Origin of the sequence: Kribbella sp. ALI-6-A (genome assembly GCF_001984195.1) — a bacterium.
Taxonomy (GTDB): Bacteria; Actinomycetota; Actinomycetes; order Propionibacteriales; family Kribbellaceae; genus Kribbella.
This window is the reverse complement of record NZ_MTQN01000010.1, coordinates 1241899-1259076: the sequence shown is the minus strand read 5'-3', so window position 1 is coordinate 1259076 and position 17178 is coordinate 1241899. Positions and strand designations below refer to the sequence as shown.

General features: G+C 70.5%; 15 protein-coding genes. 4 read left to right on the top strand and 11 right to left on the bottom strand.

What is annotated here, in order from left to right; genetic code table 11:
• Positions 1-4 precede the first annotated feature (4 nt).
• A complete protein-coding gene (locus BWI15_RS20345) occupies positions 5-1180 on the top strand; it encodes a citrate synthase (RefSeq protein ID WP_077015937.1) in 1176 nt (391 codons plus the stop codon).
• Here BWI15_RS20345 and BWI15_RS20340 read toward each other — a convergent pair.
• Complete coding sequence (locus BWI15_RS20340; protein WP_077015936.1) at positions 1177-1887, bottom strand: MBL fold metallo-hydrolase; 711 nt, start codon at positions 1885-1887, stop codon at positions 1177-1179. The two genes, BWI15_RS20345 and BWI15_RS20340, sit on opposite strands and share 4 nt — an antisense overlap.
• 93 nt (positions 1888-1980) lie before the next feature.
• Here BWI15_RS20340 and BWI15_RS20335 point away from each other — a divergent pair, with 93 nt between their 5' ends.
• Positions 1981-2949: a LysR family transcriptional regulator gene (locus BWI15_RS20335; protein WP_077015935.1), complete on the top strand. Its 969-nt coding sequence runs from the start codon at positions 1981-1983 to the stop codon at positions 2947-2949.
• 26 nt (positions 2950-2975) lie between these two features.
• On the opposite strand, the gene BWI15_RS20330 is transcribed toward BWI15_RS20335, so the two are convergent.
• The 8 genes from BWI15_RS20330 to BWI15_RS20295 all read right to left on the bottom strand — a co-directional run bounded on the left by BWI15_RS20330 (position 2976) and on the right by BWI15_RS20295 (position 13873).
• Positions 2976-5600, bottom strand: coding sequence for a DUF4153 domain-containing protein (locus tag BWI15_RS20330; protein ID WP_077015934.1), 2625 nt, complete (start codon positions 5598-5600; stop codon positions 2976-2978).
• Entirely contained in the window at positions 5597-6295 is a 699-nt protein-coding gene (locus BWI15_RS20325; RefSeq protein ID WP_077015933.1) for a response regulator transcription factor, read from the bottom strand. The genes BWI15_RS20330 and BWI15_RS20325 overlap by 4 nt, the downstream gene beginning before the upstream one ends.
• 159 nt (positions 6296-6454) lie before the next feature.
• A complete protein-coding gene (locus tag BWI15_RS20320; RefSeq protein WP_077015932.1) occupies positions 6455-7825 on the bottom strand; it encodes a hypothetical protein in 1371 nt (456 codons plus the stop codon).
• Between the two features lie 22 nt (positions 7826-7847).
• Positions 7848-8732 (bottom strand): MurR/RpiR family transcriptional regulator, encoded by an 885-nt coding sequence (locus BWI15_RS20315; RefSeq protein ID WP_083750887.1) that lies wholly within the window; start codon positions 8730-8732, stop codon positions 7848-7850.
• Between the two features lie 93 nt (positions 8733-8825).
• A complete protein-coding gene (locus BWI15_RS20310) occupies positions 8826-9818 on the bottom strand; it encodes a tetratricopeptide repeat protein (protein ID WP_077015931.1) in 993 nt (330 codons plus the stop codon).
• Positions 9819-9846: 28 nt separating this feature from the next.
• On the bottom strand, positions 9847-11661 hold the full coding sequence (locus BWI15_RS20305; RefSeq protein ID WP_077015930.1) for an NAD-binding protein: 1815 nt from the start codon (positions 11659-11661) through the stop codon (positions 9847-9849).
• Entirely contained in the window at positions 11609-13282 is a 1674-nt protein-coding gene (locus tag BWI15_RS20300) for an acyl-CoA mutase large subunit family protein (protein ID WP_077015929.1), read from the bottom strand. Before BWI15_RS20300 ends, BWI15_RS20305 begins: the two co-directional genes overlap by 53 nt.
• 90 nt (positions 13283-13372) lie before the next feature.
• The gene (locus BWI15_RS20295) at positions 13373-13873 is read right to left on the bottom strand and encodes a MarR family winged helix-turn-helix transcriptional regulator (protein WP_077015928.1); all 501 of its coding nucleotides are present in this window, start codon (positions 13871-13873) and stop codon (positions 13373-13375) included.
• A 63-nt stretch (positions 13874-13936) separates the two neighbouring features.
• Between BWI15_RS20295 and BWI15_RS20290 the strand changes: the two genes are divergently transcribed.
• Entirely contained in the window at positions 13937-14683 is a 747-nt protein-coding gene (locus tag BWI15_RS20290; RefSeq protein WP_077015927.1) for a maleylpyruvate isomerase family mycothiol-dependent enzyme, read from the top strand.
• A gap of 25 nt (positions 14684-14708) precedes the next feature.
• Here the strand turns inward: BWI15_RS20290 and BWI15_RS20285 are convergent, their stop codons facing one another.
• Both BWI15_RS20285 and BWI15_RS20280 read right to left on the bottom strand, forming a co-directional pair.
• Positions 14709-15464, bottom strand: a complete 756-nt coding sequence (locus tag BWI15_RS20285) for a DinB family protein (protein WP_077015926.1) — start codon at positions 15462-15464, stop codon at positions 14709-14711.
• A 201-nt stretch (positions 15465-15665) separates the two neighbouring features.
• Positions 15666-16202, bottom strand: coding sequence for a hypothetical protein (locus BWI15_RS20280; protein ID WP_143465714.1), 537 nt, complete (start codon positions 16200-16202; stop codon positions 15666-15668).
• Positions 16203-16317: 115 nt separating this feature from the next.
• On the opposite strand from BWI15_RS20280, the gene BWI15_RS20275 reads away from it, so the two are divergent.
• On the top strand, positions 16318-17073 hold the full coding sequence (locus tag BWI15_RS20275) for a phosphotransferase family protein (RefSeq protein ID WP_168197348.1): 756 nt from the start codon (positions 16318-16320) through the stop codon (positions 17071-17073).
• The last annotated feature ends 105 nt before the right edge of the window (positions 17074-17178 follow it).

Sequence of the window (17178 nt, the reverse complement as noted above, 5' to 3'; positions counted from 1 at the left end):
TGGCGTGGCCGATTCGAGTGACGAGCATTACCTCACCACCGCCGAAGTGGCCGCTCGTTTGAAGGTGAAGCCGGAGACCGTCTACGCGTACGTCAGCCGCGGTCTGCTCACCAGCACCCGGGCTCGCGGCCGGCGGGGCAGCCTCTTCCTCGAAGCCGACGTCGACCGCCTCGTCGGCCGGACCGTCGACCACCCCGGCGCCATCGAACGCATCGAGTCCCAGCTCACGCTGATCAGCGACGACGACCTCTTCTACCGGGGTCACCGAGTCCGCGACCTCGTCAGCACCCACACAGTCGAATCCGTGGCCTCACTGCTGTGGACCGGCCGCCTTGCGTCGCCCGCTCGGTTCCCGGCGCCCGCGGACGAAGTCGAGCTGGCCCGGCGAGCGATGACGACCGCCCCGCCCGGGGCGAGGTTGACCGACAAACTACGGATCGCCGTCGCGGTCCTCGGAGCCGGCGACCAGCTGCGGTTCGACCTGACCCCGCAGGCCGTCACCCGGGCGGCGGCCAAGCTGCTCGGCGTACTGGTCGCTGCTCTGCCCGGCCCCGACCACCAGACGGAATCCTTCGGCGCCGACCTCTGGCCGAAGCTCTCGACCGGGAGCGACGCACCGCCGCGGCCCGAGCTGCTCGACGCGGCGGTCATCCTGCTCGCCGACCACGGACTCGCGGTGTCCACCCTCGCTGCCCGCGTCGCTGCGAGCGCACGGGCCAACCTGTACGCCGTGGTGTCGGCCGGGCTCGGCGCTCTCGACGGTCAGCTGCACGGCGCCGCCACGTCGGTCGCCTACGACTTTCTGCGCCAGGCACAAGACGACCCGGTCGCAGCGGTGTCCAGCCGGCTGCGCACCGGTCAGGCGATTCCTGGGTTCGGCCACAAGCTCTACCGGCGCCGCGACCCGAGGGCCGAACTGCTGCTCGAACTGCTGGGCGACGTCCCGGCGACCAGAACCGTCCGGGCGCTGGCCGAGCAGGTGCGGGGATTCCCGAACAGCGATGTCGCGGTCGCCGCGATGATGCACACCCACGGTCTGCGGCCCGATGCCGGCGAGGCGTTGTTCGCCCTCGCGCGGATCATCGGCTGGACCGCGCACGCGATCGAGGAGTACGCCCAGCCCGCGCTCCGATTCCGGGCCCTGGGCATCTACACGGGACCGGATGCCCACAGCAACTAACGCGGCCCGTTCGACTCCAGCAGGTTCGCGGCCGCGTTCAGCCCGCGGTGCGCATCCTCGATCGGTTCCCCGTGGCCGACCAGAGCCAGCTGCGGCCGAACGGCGGCCAACCGGTGGAACGAACGCAGCAGCTCCTCGCGATCCAGGTTGAACACGCCAGGCATCACCTGGCCGTCGACGTGCGCCACGGTGTCTCCGGTGAACAGGATGCCCGGCCCCGGCAGATGGATCGCGATGCTGCCGTCGGTGTGACCCGGGGTGGCGATCACCTGGGCGCCGCCGGCGAAGTCGATCACGTCGCCGTCCTCCAGTTCGCGGTCGACGCGGCAGGGTGGCGCGGCGGGCAGCAGGTGCGCGCCGAGACTGCGATGCAGGGCGCGCTCGTCGTCGGTGAAGTTTGGAGGCGGCGCCGGAAGCTCTCCCCGGATCACCGGCGCCTCCTGCCGGTGCGCCATCACCACGACGTCTCCCCAGGTGCCGACCTCCGCCGCGCCACCGGTGTGGTCCTCGTGGAAGTGGGTCAGGACCAGGTTCCGTAGGTCGCCCGTGCGCAGCCCCAGCCTCGCGAAGGCCTCGGCGATCTCCGCACCCGACGTGGCGATTCCGCTGTCGACGAGAGTCAGTCCGTCGGCGTCCTTCCACAGGTAGGCCTGCCCGAACTCGAGCAGCAGCAGGTGTAGTTCAGGCCGGACCTCGATGATCTCCACAAGACACCAGCCAAGCGGTCCGCCGCCGACACTGTCCAACACCGATCACAGCCTCATTGACAACCGCGGGTTGTCACCCGGAGGCTGGAGCGCATGGGATCAGCCGACATCGACGGCCTGCGGGCCTTCGTCGTCACCGCGGAGGAGTTGCACTTCGGCCGCGCGGGCGAGCGGCTGTTCCTCAGTCAGCAGGCCTTGTCGAAGCGCGTTCGCCGGCTCGAGCAGGCGCTGGGCACCGTGCTGTTCGAGCGCACCACGCGGACGGTGGAGCTCACCTCGGCCGGGCGCCGGTTCCTGCCGTTGGCCAGGGAAGCGGTGGCGGCCTTCGACCGGGCCGTCGGGACGGTCCGGGGCACCGAGCAGCCGTTGCGCGTCGACGTGTACGACGAGCGGTTCACGCCGTTGCGGATGCTCCGCGAGGCGACCGAGCGCGATCCCCGGCTCCGGATCGAACTGAGCATGCGGCAAGGCCTCGCGGTCGCCGTACCGGCGGTCCGGCGGCAGGAGCTCGACGCGGCGTTCGGACGCGTGCACGACCTGCCGTGGCCGTGGCCGGCCGAGCTCGCCCGGCGACTCGTTCACCTGGAACCGCTGCACGCGTTCCTGCCGGAGGACCATGAACTGGCGGACCGGAGCGAGTTGCGGCCGGCCGACCTGCGCGCGTGGGGCATCTCGATGCCGGACCCAGCAGGCGCAGCCGAGTGGCGCGGCTATCTGGAGCGGCTCGCCGAGCGATTCCAGGTGCCGTTGCGCTTCACCGCTCCGGCGATCGGCCAGAGCCACTTGGTGGATCAGTTCCTCCGGGAGAAGCGGGCCGTCGGACTGGGTGAGATGAGCATCGACGCCTCCGGCAGCGGTCTGCGCAGAGTCCCGATCGTCGAACCGACCCCGTTGTTGCCGTGGTCGATTGTCTGGCACCGTCGCAATCCCCATCCGATGCTGCCCGCGCTGCTCGGGAAGCTCCGTTCGGTCACTCTGCCCTCGGCATCCGATCCGGACCGTTGGGTTCCCGATCCGGATCGGCTGCCGGTTGGAGCGCGGGCGTCGACACTCACGGCGTAGACCGTCAGCTCGATGCAGGTCGAGCTCTAGTGGCTCGGGCAGGAACCGTCGGTCAGGCCGCGAGCGGTGGCCTCCGGAGTGAGCAGCGACTGGGCGCGGTGGCGGCCCAGGTTCCACTCGAGCCAGTCGTCGGAGCTGCGTTCGTAGCCGCTCAACGCGCAGTCGCGGACGTTCTCCGGAAGCTTCGCCAGGACCGGTACGGCGTCGTCGGACAGGCCGCGCAGGTAGTACCAGTCCACCTTGCCGGTCTCGGTGTAGCGGTCGACGTTGTGCTGGGCGATCCAGGCGTCGGGATTGATGGCCGCGATCATCAGCAGCAAACCTGCGCCGCTGAGCAGAGCGGCGCGCGGGAGCCACCCGGCCTTCAAGGTGACGCCGGCAACCATCACGCCGATCACCAGCAGACCCAGCCAGCCCTCGAAGACATCCACCAGCAGCCGGAGCTCGGTGAAGCCGTAGGCCTCCTGGTAAACGTGCATCCGGTACAGCGCCGACGCGACGACAACCAAGGTGAGCAGGCAGAGCAGGCCCAGCGATCCCCGCAGCCACGCGACGTCGGCCGGCGTCGTACGGGGTGCCTTGCGGGCGGCGGCCCAGACGACGAGCAGGGTCAGGGCCGTCGCGACCGTGAGCTGACCGAAGCCCTGGTGCACGTACTCGGCGTACGTGAGGCCGGTAACGCGTTCCAGGTAGTCGTGGCCGCCGAAGCTCACTGTGGCCTGCGCGGCGAGGAAGACCAGGAAGACGCCGTCGACCAGCAGGACCGGCGCGAGCCACTCGTAGCGGCGGGCCACCGGGCGTACCGGACCGCTGCCGACCTCGACGTTGGGTGGGTTCATGCCGAGGTACGTCGCGGCCAGCACGACGCCGCCGACGGCGATCGTCAGGAACGCGCGGAGGATGAACGAGTCGAGCTCGAGATCGGGAACGATCGCGCCCATCCACTCGGCGAAGACCGCGTCGGCCGAGGAGAACAGCAAGCCGAAAACGAGAACGGCCGCCGCGGACAGCACCACCGTACGCACCATCGCCGCGCTGGCCCGCAGGCCACCGACCGTCCGCACCGAGCGGCCGAGCCACGGCAGGCCGCGCAGGCCGGCGAGCGGCCAGGCGATGCCGGCCAGGACGAAGGCCGGCACGCTGCGCCCGTTCACCAGGGCGGCCACGCACAGGGCGCCGCCGGCGAACAGGCTGAGGACCACGATCCACTCGGCGTCGCGGACGACGACTGTTGCCGCTAGCAACACACACAGCGCGGCGCAGGTCAGTGTGAAGCGGGAGCGGCGGTTGACGCTGAAGTTGAGGATCACTGCCCCGGCGGCCAGCAGGACGACGAACGTGCCCAGTCCGAGATCGCGGAACGGCAACACGATGCCGGCCAGCAGACCGACGCCCAGGCACCACAGCACCACCTGCAGGTTGCCGGGCACCCGCGCGTCGGGCCAGAACTTGCCGAACATGAGGTCCATGCCGGACTCCGGCACCCGCACCGTGGGGGCTGTCATCGGCGTGGACGTGGTCTTGACGGCGGATGCCGTGCTCGGCCGGACTTGGTCCCCAGGTTCTGTCATCGGTATTTCCTGTGCCTTCCGTGGTGCGTGGGCGAACGGGCGTGGTCGGTTCGGCAGGTCGACCCGCACCCGGGCGCCGGTACGGCGCGGCTCCGGGTCGACGAAGTGGATGGTGCCGCCGTGCAGGTCGGTGACCCAGCGGGCGATCGCGAGCCCGAGGCCGGTTCCGCCGCCGCCGTCGGTCTCGGTCAGCGTTCCGAACCGCTCGAACACGCGGTCCCGGTCCGCGGCCGGAATGCCGGGCCCGTCGTCGGCGACCTCCAGCCGCCAGCCGCCGTCGGTCTGCTGAGCGGCGATTCGGACCTCGCCACCGGCGGGGCTGTGCCGGGACGCGTTGTCGAGCAGGTTCGCGATCAGCTGCTGCAGCCGCGCCCGATCCGCCGGGACGGTCAGAGCCGGCGGTGTCACGCGGACGTCGTACCGGACCTCTCGCCCGGTCACCCGCGCCTCGGCGACGGCGCGATCCAGCAGCTCCTGGACGGCCACCTGTGTGGTCGTGAGCTTCGCCTTGCCGGCGTCGACCCGCGCCAGGTCGAGCAGATCCGAGGCGAGCGCGGACAATCGCTCGGCCTGATCGAGCGCAGTCCGCAGCGCCACGGGATCCGGCTCGGCGACGCCGTCCACCAGGTTTTCCAGTACGGCGCACAGCGCGGCGAGCGGCGTCCGGAGTTCATGGCTGACGTTCGCCACCAACTCGCGGCGCTGGCGGTCGACCGCGGCCAGATCCTCGGCCATCCGGTTGAACGCCCGGCCCAGCTCGCCGACCTCGTCGCTCGAAGTCGCCGTGACCCGGACCGAGTAGTTGCCCCGCGCCATCCCGCGCGCCGCCGCGGTCATCTCACGCAACGGCGAGGTCATCCCGACGGCCAGCAGCTGCGTCACCGCGAGAGCCAGAGCGACGGTGACCGGAATGCTCAGCCAGACCGGCACACCGCCGACGGCACCGACCGCCGCCAGGACGGAGGCGAGAATGGTGCTGACCGCAACAAGCAGTCCGAGCTTGGCCTTGACCGACCGCACCTGGTCCAGCGGCGCGCTGCGCGGGACGCTCTCGACGACGCCCGGCGCGTCGGCGGTCACGCCGTACCGCCGGGCTCGAGCGCGTAGCCGACGCCGTGCACGGTACGGATCCGGTCGGCGCCGATCTTGGCGCGCAGCGCTTTCACGTGGCTGTCGACCGTGCGGGTCCCGGAGGCGCCGGGCCAGCCCCAGACCTCGGCGTACAGGTTCTCCCGCGTCAGTACGGCGCCCGGACTGCCGGCCAGGCAGACCAGGAGGTCGAACTCCGTCGGGGTCAGGTGGACCTCGTTGCCGTCGGCCCAGACCCGGCGAGCGGCGGCGTCGACGCGCAGGTCACCCAGGTCGGTGTCCGAGCGGTTCGCCAGCTCGGCCGCCCTCTCGACCCGGCGCAGCAGCGCTCCGACCCGCGCCACCAGCTCGCGCATCCGGAACGGCTTGGTGAGGTAGTCGTCGGCGCCGACGCCGAGACCGACCAGGATGTCGGCCTCGTCGTCACGCGCGGTCAGCATCAGCACGGGGACCGGGCGGCCCGCTTGGATCCGGCGGCACACCTCGTGGCCGTCGAACCCGGGCAGCATCACGTCCAGCACCACCAGGTCGGGCGCGGTCGACTCGTACTGCGTCACCGCGCCCGGCCCGTCCCAGGCCTGTACGACGTCGTACCCCGAACCGCGCAGCCGGTCGGTGACGGCCTGGTTGATCACCGGCTCGTCCTCGACAACGAGAATCCTGGCGCCGCTTGGGTTGACTGGCATGCGACGAGCCTAGGAGCCGAACTGGTCAGGAGTCGGGGACGACGTGTGAAGGTTCTGTGCAGGTCCGCTGAGCCCGACCTTGTGCACCGCCCGGCCAACTTCCCGCGTTCGCGGCGGCTGGACGGTGCCCAAAGTGCGTTTCGCGCAGCGGACCAGGGCTCAGCGGGTGTGCAGGTGGAGCAGCTGCGCGCCGCCGGGCGGGAGGCTGATCGGCAGACCGGCTCCGCGGGTGGCGTCGTACTTGGCGCTGACGGGATGGAAGACGTCCACGCCGGTCACCTTGTCGGAGTTGAAGGTGAGCGTCGTCCGGGCGGCGGCCGAGTGCGAGCGGTTGGCGACCAGGAGCCAGCGGTCGGTCACGGCGGCGTCGCGGGAGCGGAACGTGCCGATCACCGTGGGATTGCCGGTGACCCCGGTGACGAGATCGGTCGGTGTGAAGCCGACGGTGCTGTTCGGCAGCGGGGTCTCGTTGGCGTGCACGACGGACTCCGAGACCAGTGGCTTGAGCCGGCGACCGACCGGGTGCAGCCAGGTCGTGTTGATGTTCTTCGCGGCGGCGTACCGGGCGGTGCGCTTGCCGTCGACGGTGATCAGCGCCGGCCCGAAACCCTCGCCGCGGGCGGCTTCCGGCGTCCAGTAGGTGAAGTACTGGATGCCCTTGGCGCCGTACGCGAGGCTGATGTTGATCTGCCAGAGCATCTCGGCGGCGGTCGGCTCGCGGTGGCCGTGGTAGGAGAGGGTCTGGATGAAGATCCAGGCGGGCACGTTCGCGCGCAGTGCGGCGTCGCGCACGATCGCCCAGTTGTGGAAGTAGTTGCCGTCCTCCCGGCCGTCCGACAGCAGCGGATACCGGTCGAAGGAGACCAGCGACGGTTTCACCACGTCGACGAAGGCGTTGTAGTACGCCGGGTCGTCGGACGGGAACAGGTTGATGTACGGGAGCAGTTGCGGCGCCAGTTCGCGCGAGATCGCGACCGCCTTCGCCAGCGTGCCGAACCAGCCCGCGCCGGGTTCGTCGTACAGGTTGAAGCCGGCCAGCGAGGAGTACGGGCCGTACGCGTCGCGGGCGCGGGTGTAGAGCTCGCGGGCCTCGGCGGGCGTGACGCTGAGGTTGTCGGTGGGCTGGTCGGAGATCGAGAACCAGCGCGACATGTTGCGGATCTGGATGTCGTCGGAGATCAGCATCTTCAGCCCGGCGGTGCGGGCCAGGCCGAGCTGGTGCTGGAAGATGTTGCCGTCGCCGGCGTAGTTGCCGGAGATCACGAAGTCGAAGCCGGCCTCGGCGATCTCGGCGAACCGCTGCGGCGTACTGGCGTAGGGGTGCGGCGGCCAGAACAGGCCGATCGGGAAGTCGGGGCCGCCGGTCAGCGGCAGGTCGTCCGGCGACGGGATCGCGAGATCATTGCTATGGGCAACTGCTGTGGGGGCCGCGTGGGCCTGGCCGGCGGCGACCGTCGCGGCGGCCGCGGCTCCGGCGCCCAGCAGCAGCGTGCGACGGCTCGGGCCTAGCTTCTGGTGAGGGCTCTGCATGGTTTCCTCCGGGCGGTGGAGTTCAACGGTGGGGTGTTCGGTGATCGGCGACCGCTTCGGCGGTGCGGTCGAAGGCTTGGGTGGCCTGCTGGTAGTCGCGCTGGGCGACGCCCAGGTAGAGGGCGTCGAGCACGATCATCTGGGCGTGCCGGCCGGCCATTCCGCCGGTGCGGAAGGTGATGTCGCGGGCGGCGGTGACCAGCAGCAGGTCTGCGGCGCGGGCCAGCGGCGACCGCGGATAGTTGGTGACGGCAACGGTGGTGGCGCCTTGGGCGCGGGCCCGGCGCAACGGTTCGAGAACCTCGTTGGTCTCGCCGGTGTGGGAGATCCCGAGGGCAACATCGCCGGGGCCGAGCAGCGCCGCGCTGGTGAGAGCGTTGTGCACGTCGCTCCAGCTGTTGGCTCCGTGGCCGATGCGGTGCAGGCGCAACCGGAGGTCCTCGGCGACGGACGCGGAGCCGCCGACGGCGTACAGGTCGATGCGGCGGGCGGCCGTGATCGCGTCGATCGCCTGGCCGAGCGCGCCGACATCGAGCTGGGCGACGGTGTCTTCCAGGGCTTTGGTGTCCGAGCGGAGAAGGGTCCGCAGGACGTCGGCGAGGGAGTCGTCAGGGCTGACTTCGGTGCCGGTGCCGCGTTCCCAGCTGGTGCTGCTGCGACCGCCCTCGGCCGCGAGGGCGAGCCGGAGTTCGGCGTACCCGCCGAGACCGAGGGCGAGGCAGAAGCGGGTGACGCTCGGCAGCGACGTGCCGCAGCGGGCGGCGAGTTCGCCGATCGTGGACGACGCGACCGCGGCGGGATCGCGCAGGACTTCCTGGGCGACCAGCGTCTGGGCCGGGCTGAGTGACGGCAGCAGTCCCCGGATGCGCGCTTCCAGGCTGGACGGCGGGGACTCGGCGGCGGACATGTGAATGATTCTCAGAAGCTGAGAAGACAAGTGTCAATAGTTCACACCGCACGACAAAAAAACGGGTGGCACCGGCCGGTGCCACCCGTTTGCTCAGAACAGCGCGGTCATCAGCTGCCGGCGGGCGCGGATCACCCGCTCGTCGTCACCGCCGACCACCTCGAACAGCTCCAGCAGGTGCAGCCGCACGGTGTTGCGGTCGTCGCCGGCCGTGGACTGGATGGTCCGGATCAGCCGCGCGAACGCGTCCTCGACGTGACCGCCCATCAGGTCGACGTCGGCGACCAGCATCTGCGCCTCGATGTCGTTCGGGTCGTCGGCCGCGCGGGTGCGCACCTCGGCCGGCACGTCCCGGGTCCGCTTCACCAGCTGCACCCGGGCCAGCCCGGCCTTCGCCTCGGCGTCGTTCGGCGTCTCCTTGAGCAGCGTCTCGTACGCCGTGATCGCGCCGTCCAGGTCACCGGCGGCCAGGGCGGTCTCGGCCGCCTCGTACCGCGGGTCCGACTCGGGCTCGGTGGCCTCGTCGCCGGGAGCGGCGGGGCCGACCGGCTCGGCGCGGCCGGTGATGCCGTTCGCGACCGCGACGGTGAACAGCTGGTCGAGGTACTGCTTTGCCTCGGGCTCACCGAGCGCGCCCTGGAACAGCGGAACGACCTGCCCGCGCAGCACCGCGATCACCAGCGGGATGCTCTGTACGCCGACCGCCTGGGCCAGCTGCGGGTTGGCGTCGACGTCGACCCGGGCGAGCACGAACTTGCCGCCGTACGCGGTCGAGAGCCGGGCCAGCACCGGGCCGAGCGCCAGCGAGGCCTCGGAGCGCGACGACCAGAACTCGACCACCACGGGGTGCTGGATCGACCGCTCGATCACGTCCGACTGGAAGGTCGGCTCGGACACGTTCAGCACGTACGGGCCGGTCACACCGCCGCCGCCACCGCCGGGTCCGCCACCGCCGGGTCCACCGGCGCGGGGACCAGCCGGTCCGCCGGGTCCGGCCGGCCCACCCGGGCCGCCGGGACGCGCGGGCGGCTGCCGCAAGGACGACAGGTCGATCGCTCCAGGTCGGGAGAAGTTCGGCTGGCTCACCGCTGCCCTCCGGTCACTACGTCTCGGTTCATGGTCCTATCCTCCCCGACCGCCCGGGTCGATGTGGTGCACGGGTCACCAGCAACAGTCTGGCCAGGCCGCTGCGAGTCCCCGCCACGGCCAGCCGGGTGCCCACGTGCACCGGCTGGTCGAAGGCCGGCGACCAGTCCCAGGTGACGCCGTCCGCGCGCGCCAGCACCCGCAGCCCGCCCGCCTCGTCCAGCTCGCCGAGCCGGCGGCCGATCGCGACCGAGTCCCGCTCGACGGTCACCTCGGTCAGCAGCAGCACCCGGCGTCCGGCCGGCACGGTCGTCTGGCTGCGCCGGTTCGCGACCGCGGCCGCGATCGCCGGCGCGACCAGCATCGACACCGACCGGCTGTGCCCGAGCCCGAGCATGCGCTCGACCTTCTGGGCCAGGTCGTGGTCGAACATCCGCATCGTGATCCGGACGTCGTCGTTCAGGTCCCGGACCACCATCGCGGTCTCCAGGTTCGTGATGTCGCCGTCGGTCAGCGCGAGCACCGCCTGGGCCCGGGACGCACCGGCCAGCCGCAGCGTCTCCTCCTGGCTGCTGTCGCCCATCACCACCGGGATCCGCAGCCGGTGCGCGGTCTGTACGCCGGGCGCCTCATCGTCCATCTCGACGCCGACCACCGCGACGCCTCGCTCGGACAGGATCTCCAGCACCCGCGCACCGACCGTGCCGAGCCCGCAGACGATCACGTGGTTGCGCGGTCTGCCCCGGACCCCGCCGATCACGCGCGACAGCCGGGCCCCGATCAGCGAGTCGACGATCACCGCGGTGAGCAGCGCGACCAGCACGATCCCGGTCAGCTGGACCCCCACCGCCGCGACCTTCACGTACGGCGCGGCGTTCGCGAACTTGTCGTCCTCGATCCCGGCCGACGTCACCGCGCCCATCACCAGATAGAGCGCCCGCAGCCACTCCACGCCGGTGATCCAGTGGGTCAGCAACGTACCGATCAGGACCAGCAGGGCCATCACCGCCGCGATGATGCGGACACGCCGGTCGAGCACGTCGCGCACCGCCATTACCCAGCCGGTCCGCCGTACGTCGCGCTTGCGCCGCAGATGCCGTACGCCGGTGCCGAGCACGATGTCACCGGCCGGATCGTCACTGGAGGCGGGCAGCAGCTCGGGCGTCGCCGACGACGTGGTGTCGGCCAGCACGGTCACCCGCTCGCGGATCAGTTCGGCCGGCCCGGCCACCATCCGCCGGCCGCCGAGCTCGAGCCAGGTCAGCTCGTCGTCCTCCAGCGCGTCCGCGACGAACGCGGGCGCGGCCAGCGACGGGCCGGAGATCACCACACAGTCGCCGAGCAGTTGATGCAGCTGGGCACCGATCCGCGGGTTGACCATCTGGACGACGATGCGCAGGTTCTCGTCCATGTCCCGGGCGGTCAGCGCGGTGTGCACGTTGTGCACGTCGTCGGCGTCGAGCAGCACCAGGGCGCGCGCGGTCGACGGTTTGGTCCCGTCGGTGTCGATCCCGGCCCGGCGCAGCACCGACTCGCGGACCACCCGCACGCCCATCACCTGGGCGCCGAGCTCACCGATCCGCTCGATGTGCCGCGACGCCGGGTTGACGATCGCGGTGACCTCCTCGCCGGAACTGACCAGCTCGGTGACCACCCGCAGCATCGTGCGGTCGGACCCGCAGACCACCACCCCGCGCAGATCCGGCGCCTGGGCCGCCTGCCGGTCGGCCTGGACGGAGGCGCGGCCCCGCCGGCGTCCTGTGGACGGCGAGGCCTCTACGACGTCCGGTTCAGAATCGGGCGGGCTCTCGGTACTCGCCCCACTCGTCCCGAAGAACGTCACAGATTTCCCCCATCGTGGCCTCCGCACGCGCCGCCTCCAGCATGGGTTCGATCAGGCTGCCGGTCCCCCTTGCCGCCTCGACCAGCGCCGTTAGCGTACGACGCACGCGGGCCTCGTCGCGTTGCGCCTTGCGCTCGGCGAGGACCCGGCACTGCTCGACCTCGACCTCGTGGCTGACCCGGAGGATCTCCAGCTGGCCGGACACGGTGTCGGTCAGCGTGTTCACGCCGACGATCTTCTTCTCGCCCTTCTCCAGCTTCTGCTGGTACTCGAAGGCGGCGTCGGCGATCTCGGCCATGAACCAGCCCTCCTCGATGCCGTGCAGGATGCCCGCGGTCATCGAGCCGTCCGGGCTCATCTCCTTGATCCGGGCGAAGATCTCCTCGGCCTCGCGCTCGATGTCGTCGGTCAGCGCCTCGACGTACCAGGAACCGCCGAGCGGGTCGGCGACGTTGGTGACGCCGATCTCCTCCATCAGCACCGACTGGGTCCGCAGCGCGATCTCGGCCGACTCCTCGGTCGGCAGCGCCAGCGTCTCGTCGAGCGCGTTGGTGTGCAGCGAGTTGGTCCCGCCGAGCACCGCGGCCAGCGCCTCGACCGCCGTCCGGACGACGTTCATCGTGGGCTGCTGGGCGGTCAGCGAGACCCCCGCGGTCTGGGTGTGGAACCGCAGCCACTGCGCCTTGTCGGTCTTCGCGCCGTACACGTCCCGCAGCCAGCGGGCCCAGATCCGGCGGGCGGCACGGAACTTGGCGATCTCCTCGAAGAAGTCCAGGTGGCTGTCGAAGAAGAACGACAGGCCGGGCGCGAACACGTCGACGTCGAGCCCGCGGCTCAGCCCGAGCTCGACGTAGCCGAAGCCGTCGGCCAGCGTGTAGGCGAGCTCCTGCGCGGCCGTCGAACCGGCCTCGCGGATGTGGTACCCGGAGACGCTGAGCGGCTTGTACGCCGGGATGTTCTGCGCGCAGTACTCCATCAGGTCGCCGATCAGGCGCAGGTGCGGTTCCGGCGGGAACAGCCACTCCTTCTGGGCGATGTACTCCTTGAAGATGTCGGTCTGCAGCGTGCCGTTGAGCTTGGTGATGTCGGCGCCCTGCCGCTCGGCGGCGACCAGGTACATCACGAACGCCGGCACGGCCGGGCCGGAGATCGTCATCGAGGTGGTGACGTCCTGCAGCGGGATGTCCTTGAACAGCCGGTCCATGTCGGTCGCGGAGTCGATCGCGACCCCGCAGTGGCCGACCTCGCCGAGCGACTTGGGGTCGTCGGAGTCGCGGCCCATCAGCGTCGGCATGTCGAAGGCGACCGACAGGCCGCCGCCCCCGCCGTTCAGGATCATCTTGTACCGCGCGTTGGTGTCCTCGGCGTTGCCGAAGCCGGCGAACTGGCGGATCGTCCAGGTCCGGCCGCGATAGCCGGTCGGGTAGAGCCCGCGGGTGAACGGGAACTCCCCCGGCCAGCCGATCCGCTCCATCCGCGGATCGTCGTAGCCCTCCGGCGGTCCGTAGACCGGCGCGACCTCGGTGCCCGACAGCGTGGTGAAGTCGGCCTCCCGCTTGCGCGCGGCGTCGTAGCGCTGCTGCCAGCGGCTGCGTCCGTCGGCGATCTGTTCCGCGTCCATCCGAACCTCCCGGGTTGTCCTCGCCCCTAAAATACTAGGACGTCCAACTAAATACCACTCGGCGAGTGGACCTGCGCTCGTGAGGGCGGGTCAGAAGTCGCCGGCGTTGTGGCGGAGGGGTTCGAGCACGGACCACAGGACCTTGAGTTGTTCGTCGGTCAGGCCGCGCAGGGCGAAGTCGGCGGCGACCAGATCGGCGGTGGCGCGTTCGACCAGCTCGCGACCCTCGGGGGTGATTTCGCAGAGCACCGCGCGGCCGTCGTCCGGGTGCGGGGTGCGGGTGACCAGGCCGGCCGCCTCCAGGCGCCGTACGATCGAGGTCACCGAGGTCGGGTGGACCTGCAGCCGCTCCCCCATCTTGCCCAGCGGCAGCGATCCCCGGCGCGAGAAGGTCAGCAGCACCAGCGCCTCGAACCGGGCGAAGCTCAGGTTGTGCTTGCGCAGGATCTCGTCCAGCTCACCGATGACGATCTGCTGGGCCCGCATCAGCGAGGTGACCGCGCGCATCTGCTCCACCGCACCCCAACGCCGCCCCCACTGCCGCGAAGCCTCGTCGATCGGGTCGAACGGCAACGGTTTCTTCCTCGCCATGCACGAAACACTAACCGCCACGACCACTACTGCGCTGTCGGTGTGGCCTGCCATCATCGGCGAATGTCACTACCGCCCGAACGTGCCGCCTTCTATCTCGACTGCCTGCGCGCCGACTCGGCCCGGCTGGCCGAGGTCGCCCGCTTCGGGCTGACCCCCGACGTGCCGCACTGCCCCGGCTGGACCGTCGACTCGGTCGTCCGGCACACCGCGACCGTGTACCTGCACAAGATCGAGGTCCTGCGCCTCGGCCGCCTGCCCGACCCGTGGCCGCCGGACCTCTCCGACCGCGAGCCGCTCGCGTTGTACGACGAAGCGCGGTCCGCGATCGTCGCGGCACTGCAGAACGCCGGGACGTCGGCGCCGACCTGGACGTTCGACCCCGCCGACAAGACCTCGGGCTTCTGGTACCGGCGGATGGCGCTCGAGACGGCAGTCCACCGCATCGACACCGAACAGGCGCACGACGTCGCCACCCCGGTCGACCGCGACCTCGCGGTCGACGGGATCGACGAGGTGCTCAGTGTGATGCTCGGCGGTCCGTGGTGGGCCGAAGGCGACACGACAGCTCCGGTCGACGCCGCCGTACGGGTCACGACTGACGGCAATTCCTGGACCATCCAGGCCGACGCGACCAGCGCGACCGTGTCCCGAGACGCCGACGCTCCGGTCGCCGCGGAGATCTACGGTGAGCCTCACGACGTGTTCCTGTGGCTGTGGGGGCGCCTCGACGACACAGCTGTGCAGACCGCCGGCGACGCCGACGTGGTGACAGCTTTCCGGGCGCGGGTTGCGGAGTGCACCACTTGATCTGGGCACCCCGCCTCCGCGCGGCTCAGTTCGCGGCTTCCAGCACGGCGAGGTCGCGGACGGCGTAGCGGTTGTGCTCGGCCTCTTCCTTGAGGATCACCTTGAGGCAGCGGCGGACGACGTAGTCCTGGTCGGGGTAGGGGTCGGCCGGCTTGCGGGCGCAGACGCGGTCGAGCTCGGCGTCGGTGAGGCGGTCGACGGTGTCGCGCATATTGGACATCCGCGCGCGCCGGGCCTCCAGGACCTCGTCGAGGGTCGGCTTGGCGTCGAGGGTGAGCCCGAGCTTGGCCGACTCCTCGGCCGGCATCCCACCGGCGGGGTAGCCGAGCGGGTGATAGGGCGATTCCTCTTCCAGTACGGCGTTGCCGAGCCAGGCGTCGCTGGCGAAGAGCAGGTGGCGGTGGGTCTCGACGAACGACCATTCGCCGGCGACCTGCTCGTGGAGCTTGTCCTCTGGCAGCTTCCGGGCGCGGTCGAGGGTCTCTCGCCAGAGAGTCTCGATGGCATCCCAAGCAGCGCGGTAGTCGTCGGCGGACTCGGCCTCGCGCGCCAGTGCGCGGGTCGGATACCGCCGGTCCAGCTCGGATTCGACGTACGCGGTGACGTCGACGTCGTTGACAACCACCCGCTCGAAGCCGCCGCCGAGGTAGACGTCACTCCCGTAGCAGTCGACGATCTTCAACCCGCTGACTTCGCAGTCGCGGATCTCGAGCCCTTCGAGCTCACTGAGGTGAATCCGTGCACCGCGGAACTGGTCGGTCTGTACGTACTCGGCAGCCATCGCAGCAGTCTCGCGGAAGAGGGCCCGCCGCGCTACGGTCGGCGGCCGGTGTCGCGCGTGGCGAGAACGTGCGGCTGACGAAACCTTCGCCGGCGCTCGATCCGGCGCGGAGTCTGCACCAATCGCGTATTACTGCGACTGCTGGCGCGGACGCGGTAGTCATCCGCGAATTCCGGTCGCCGTCCCCGTTGGTCGAGGGGTTCAGACGCTCCGGGCCGCGCCGTTCTCGGTGGACAAGAGTTCGATGCGTCGCCGGAGTCGGGCCGGCTGAAAGAACTCGACGATCCAGCCGAGCCCCGCGACTGCCAGCACCCCCGCGAGTCCGTAGTTGTCGGCCAGCGCGTGCAGCACTGCGCCGACTGTCATGGCGATCGCGATGATCGCGACCAGAATCCGCGGGCGTAATGCCTCGAGCCGACGCTGAGCCACCCGAGCCGCGGCCGCGCGGACCACCGGATCGCTCGGGATCTCACCCCACACCGCAGCCCGGTACGCCGCCGACAGCTGAGCCGGCGGCAGCTCGCCTGCCGCCTCCCGCAGCTCTCCGCGTTGTGTCGTGACGCTGAGCACCAGGCCACCGCCGAGCAACACGCCGAACACGACACCCGTCAGCACCGTCGCCGTCCAGGAACGCGTCGAGTTGTCGAGCCGGAACACGACGGCAACCACGGTCGCGACGAGCAGCCCGCCGCCGAGGCCGACCACCCACCGAGGAGCGGTCAGCAGATACATACGCATGTCGCGCATCGTTGCACGCGCAGAGACCCGGATCGACAGGTCTGCAGGTTCCGGCAGCGAGGTGCACGAAGCATCGAGCCTGTGGCAACCTCGATCACCCGGATCCGGAAGGGAAATGATGACCCACACGCATCGGCTCCACCTGGACGGCGACGTCGTCACCAAGACCTACGTCGACTGGAGCCGGAACGAGCACGTGCGCGAATGGACCGCCCTGCAGGCGATCTCGGCCGCGCGACCTCACTTGGTCCCGGTCCCGATCGAGTTCACGCCACCCACGCCGTACCCGTCGATCACGATGAGCCGACTCCAGGGGACGCCACTCGCCGGTTGTCTGTCCGCGGAAGAACTCGAAGCGCTGCACGGCGCCCTCACCGACCTCTGGTCGATCCCTCCGACCGCTGTCGAGCCGCTCGATCTCGCGGTCTTCGTCGAGCGCATCCGATCGTCGATCGCGTCGTGGGACGGCGGGGGGATCATCGCCCAGGCCCACCGAGCAGCCATCGAGTGGCTGGCCGCACCATCAGACTTGGCGCAACCAGCGCACGCCGTCATCGGCCACGGCGACCCGAACCTCGCGAACTACCTCCGGGACGGCCGGCAGGTCCGGATCATCGACTTCGAAGACGCTGGCCGCAGCGACCTCGCCCTCGAACTCGCCAACTTGGTTGAACACATCGCCTCCCGCGCCACCGACTGGACGACGTTCCTCGACCCCTTCCCGGTGGACCCCGACCGGCTCCTGTCCGCCCGGCGGCTCCACGCCATCTTCTGGCTGACGCTGCTCCGCCCTGGAGGCCCTGCAGCACATCGCAATCCACCTGAAACCGGCGAACTACAGGCCGAACGCGTGCTCAAGCTGCTTTCGTAGGCGGCCAGGACGTCGGGCGGCAGCTGTGTGCCGGCCCCGCAGTTCGAGCGCAGGGCGTTCGTTGCCGAATGACCTGCAGTCGCGCCGGCCGTGCCTCGACCGCCG

Bases quoted from the DNA above. Each gene is read 5' to 3' on its own strand.
- BWI15_RS20335 (WP_077015935.1), top strand. From the start codon at position 1,981: ATGGGATCAGCCGACATCGACGGCCTGCGGGCCTTCGTCGTCACCGCG.
- BWI15_RS20325 (WP_077015933.1), bottom strand. From the start codon at position 6,295: ATGCCAGTCAACCCAAGCGGCGCCAGGATTCTCGTTGTCGAGGACGAG.
- BWI15_RS20320 (WP_077015932.1), bottom strand. From the start codon at position 7,825: ATGCAGAGCCCTCACCAGAAGCTAGGCCCGAGCCGTCGCACGCTGCTG.
- BWI15_RS20315 (WP_083750887.1), bottom strand. From the start codon at position 8,732: ATGTCCGCCGCCGAGTCCCCGCCGTCCAGCCTGGAAGCGCGCATCCGG.
- BWI15_RS20300 (WP_077015929.1), bottom strand. From the start codon at position 13,282: ATGGACGCGGAACAGATCGCCGACGGACGCAGCCGCTGGCAGCAGCGC.
- BWI15_RS20295 (WP_077015928.1), bottom strand. From the start codon at position 13,873: ATGGCGAGGAAGAAACCGTTGCCGTTCGACCCGATCGACGAGGCTTCG.
- BWI15_RS20290 (WP_077015927.1), top strand. From the start codon at position 13,937: ATGTCACTACCGCCCGAACGTGCCGCCTTCTATCTCGACTGCCTGCGC.
- BWI15_RS20285 (WP_077015926.1), bottom strand. From the start codon at position 15,464: ATGGCTGCCGAGTACGTACAGACCGACCAGTTCCGCGGTGCACGGATT.
- BWI15_RS20280 (WP_143465714.1), bottom strand. From the start codon at position 16,202: ATGCGTATGTATCTGCTGACCGCTCCTCGGTGGGTGGTCGGCCTCGGC.
- BWI15_RS20275 (WP_168197348.1), top strand. From the start codon at position 16,318: ATGATGACCCACACGCATCGGCTCCACCTGGACGGCGACGTCGTCACC.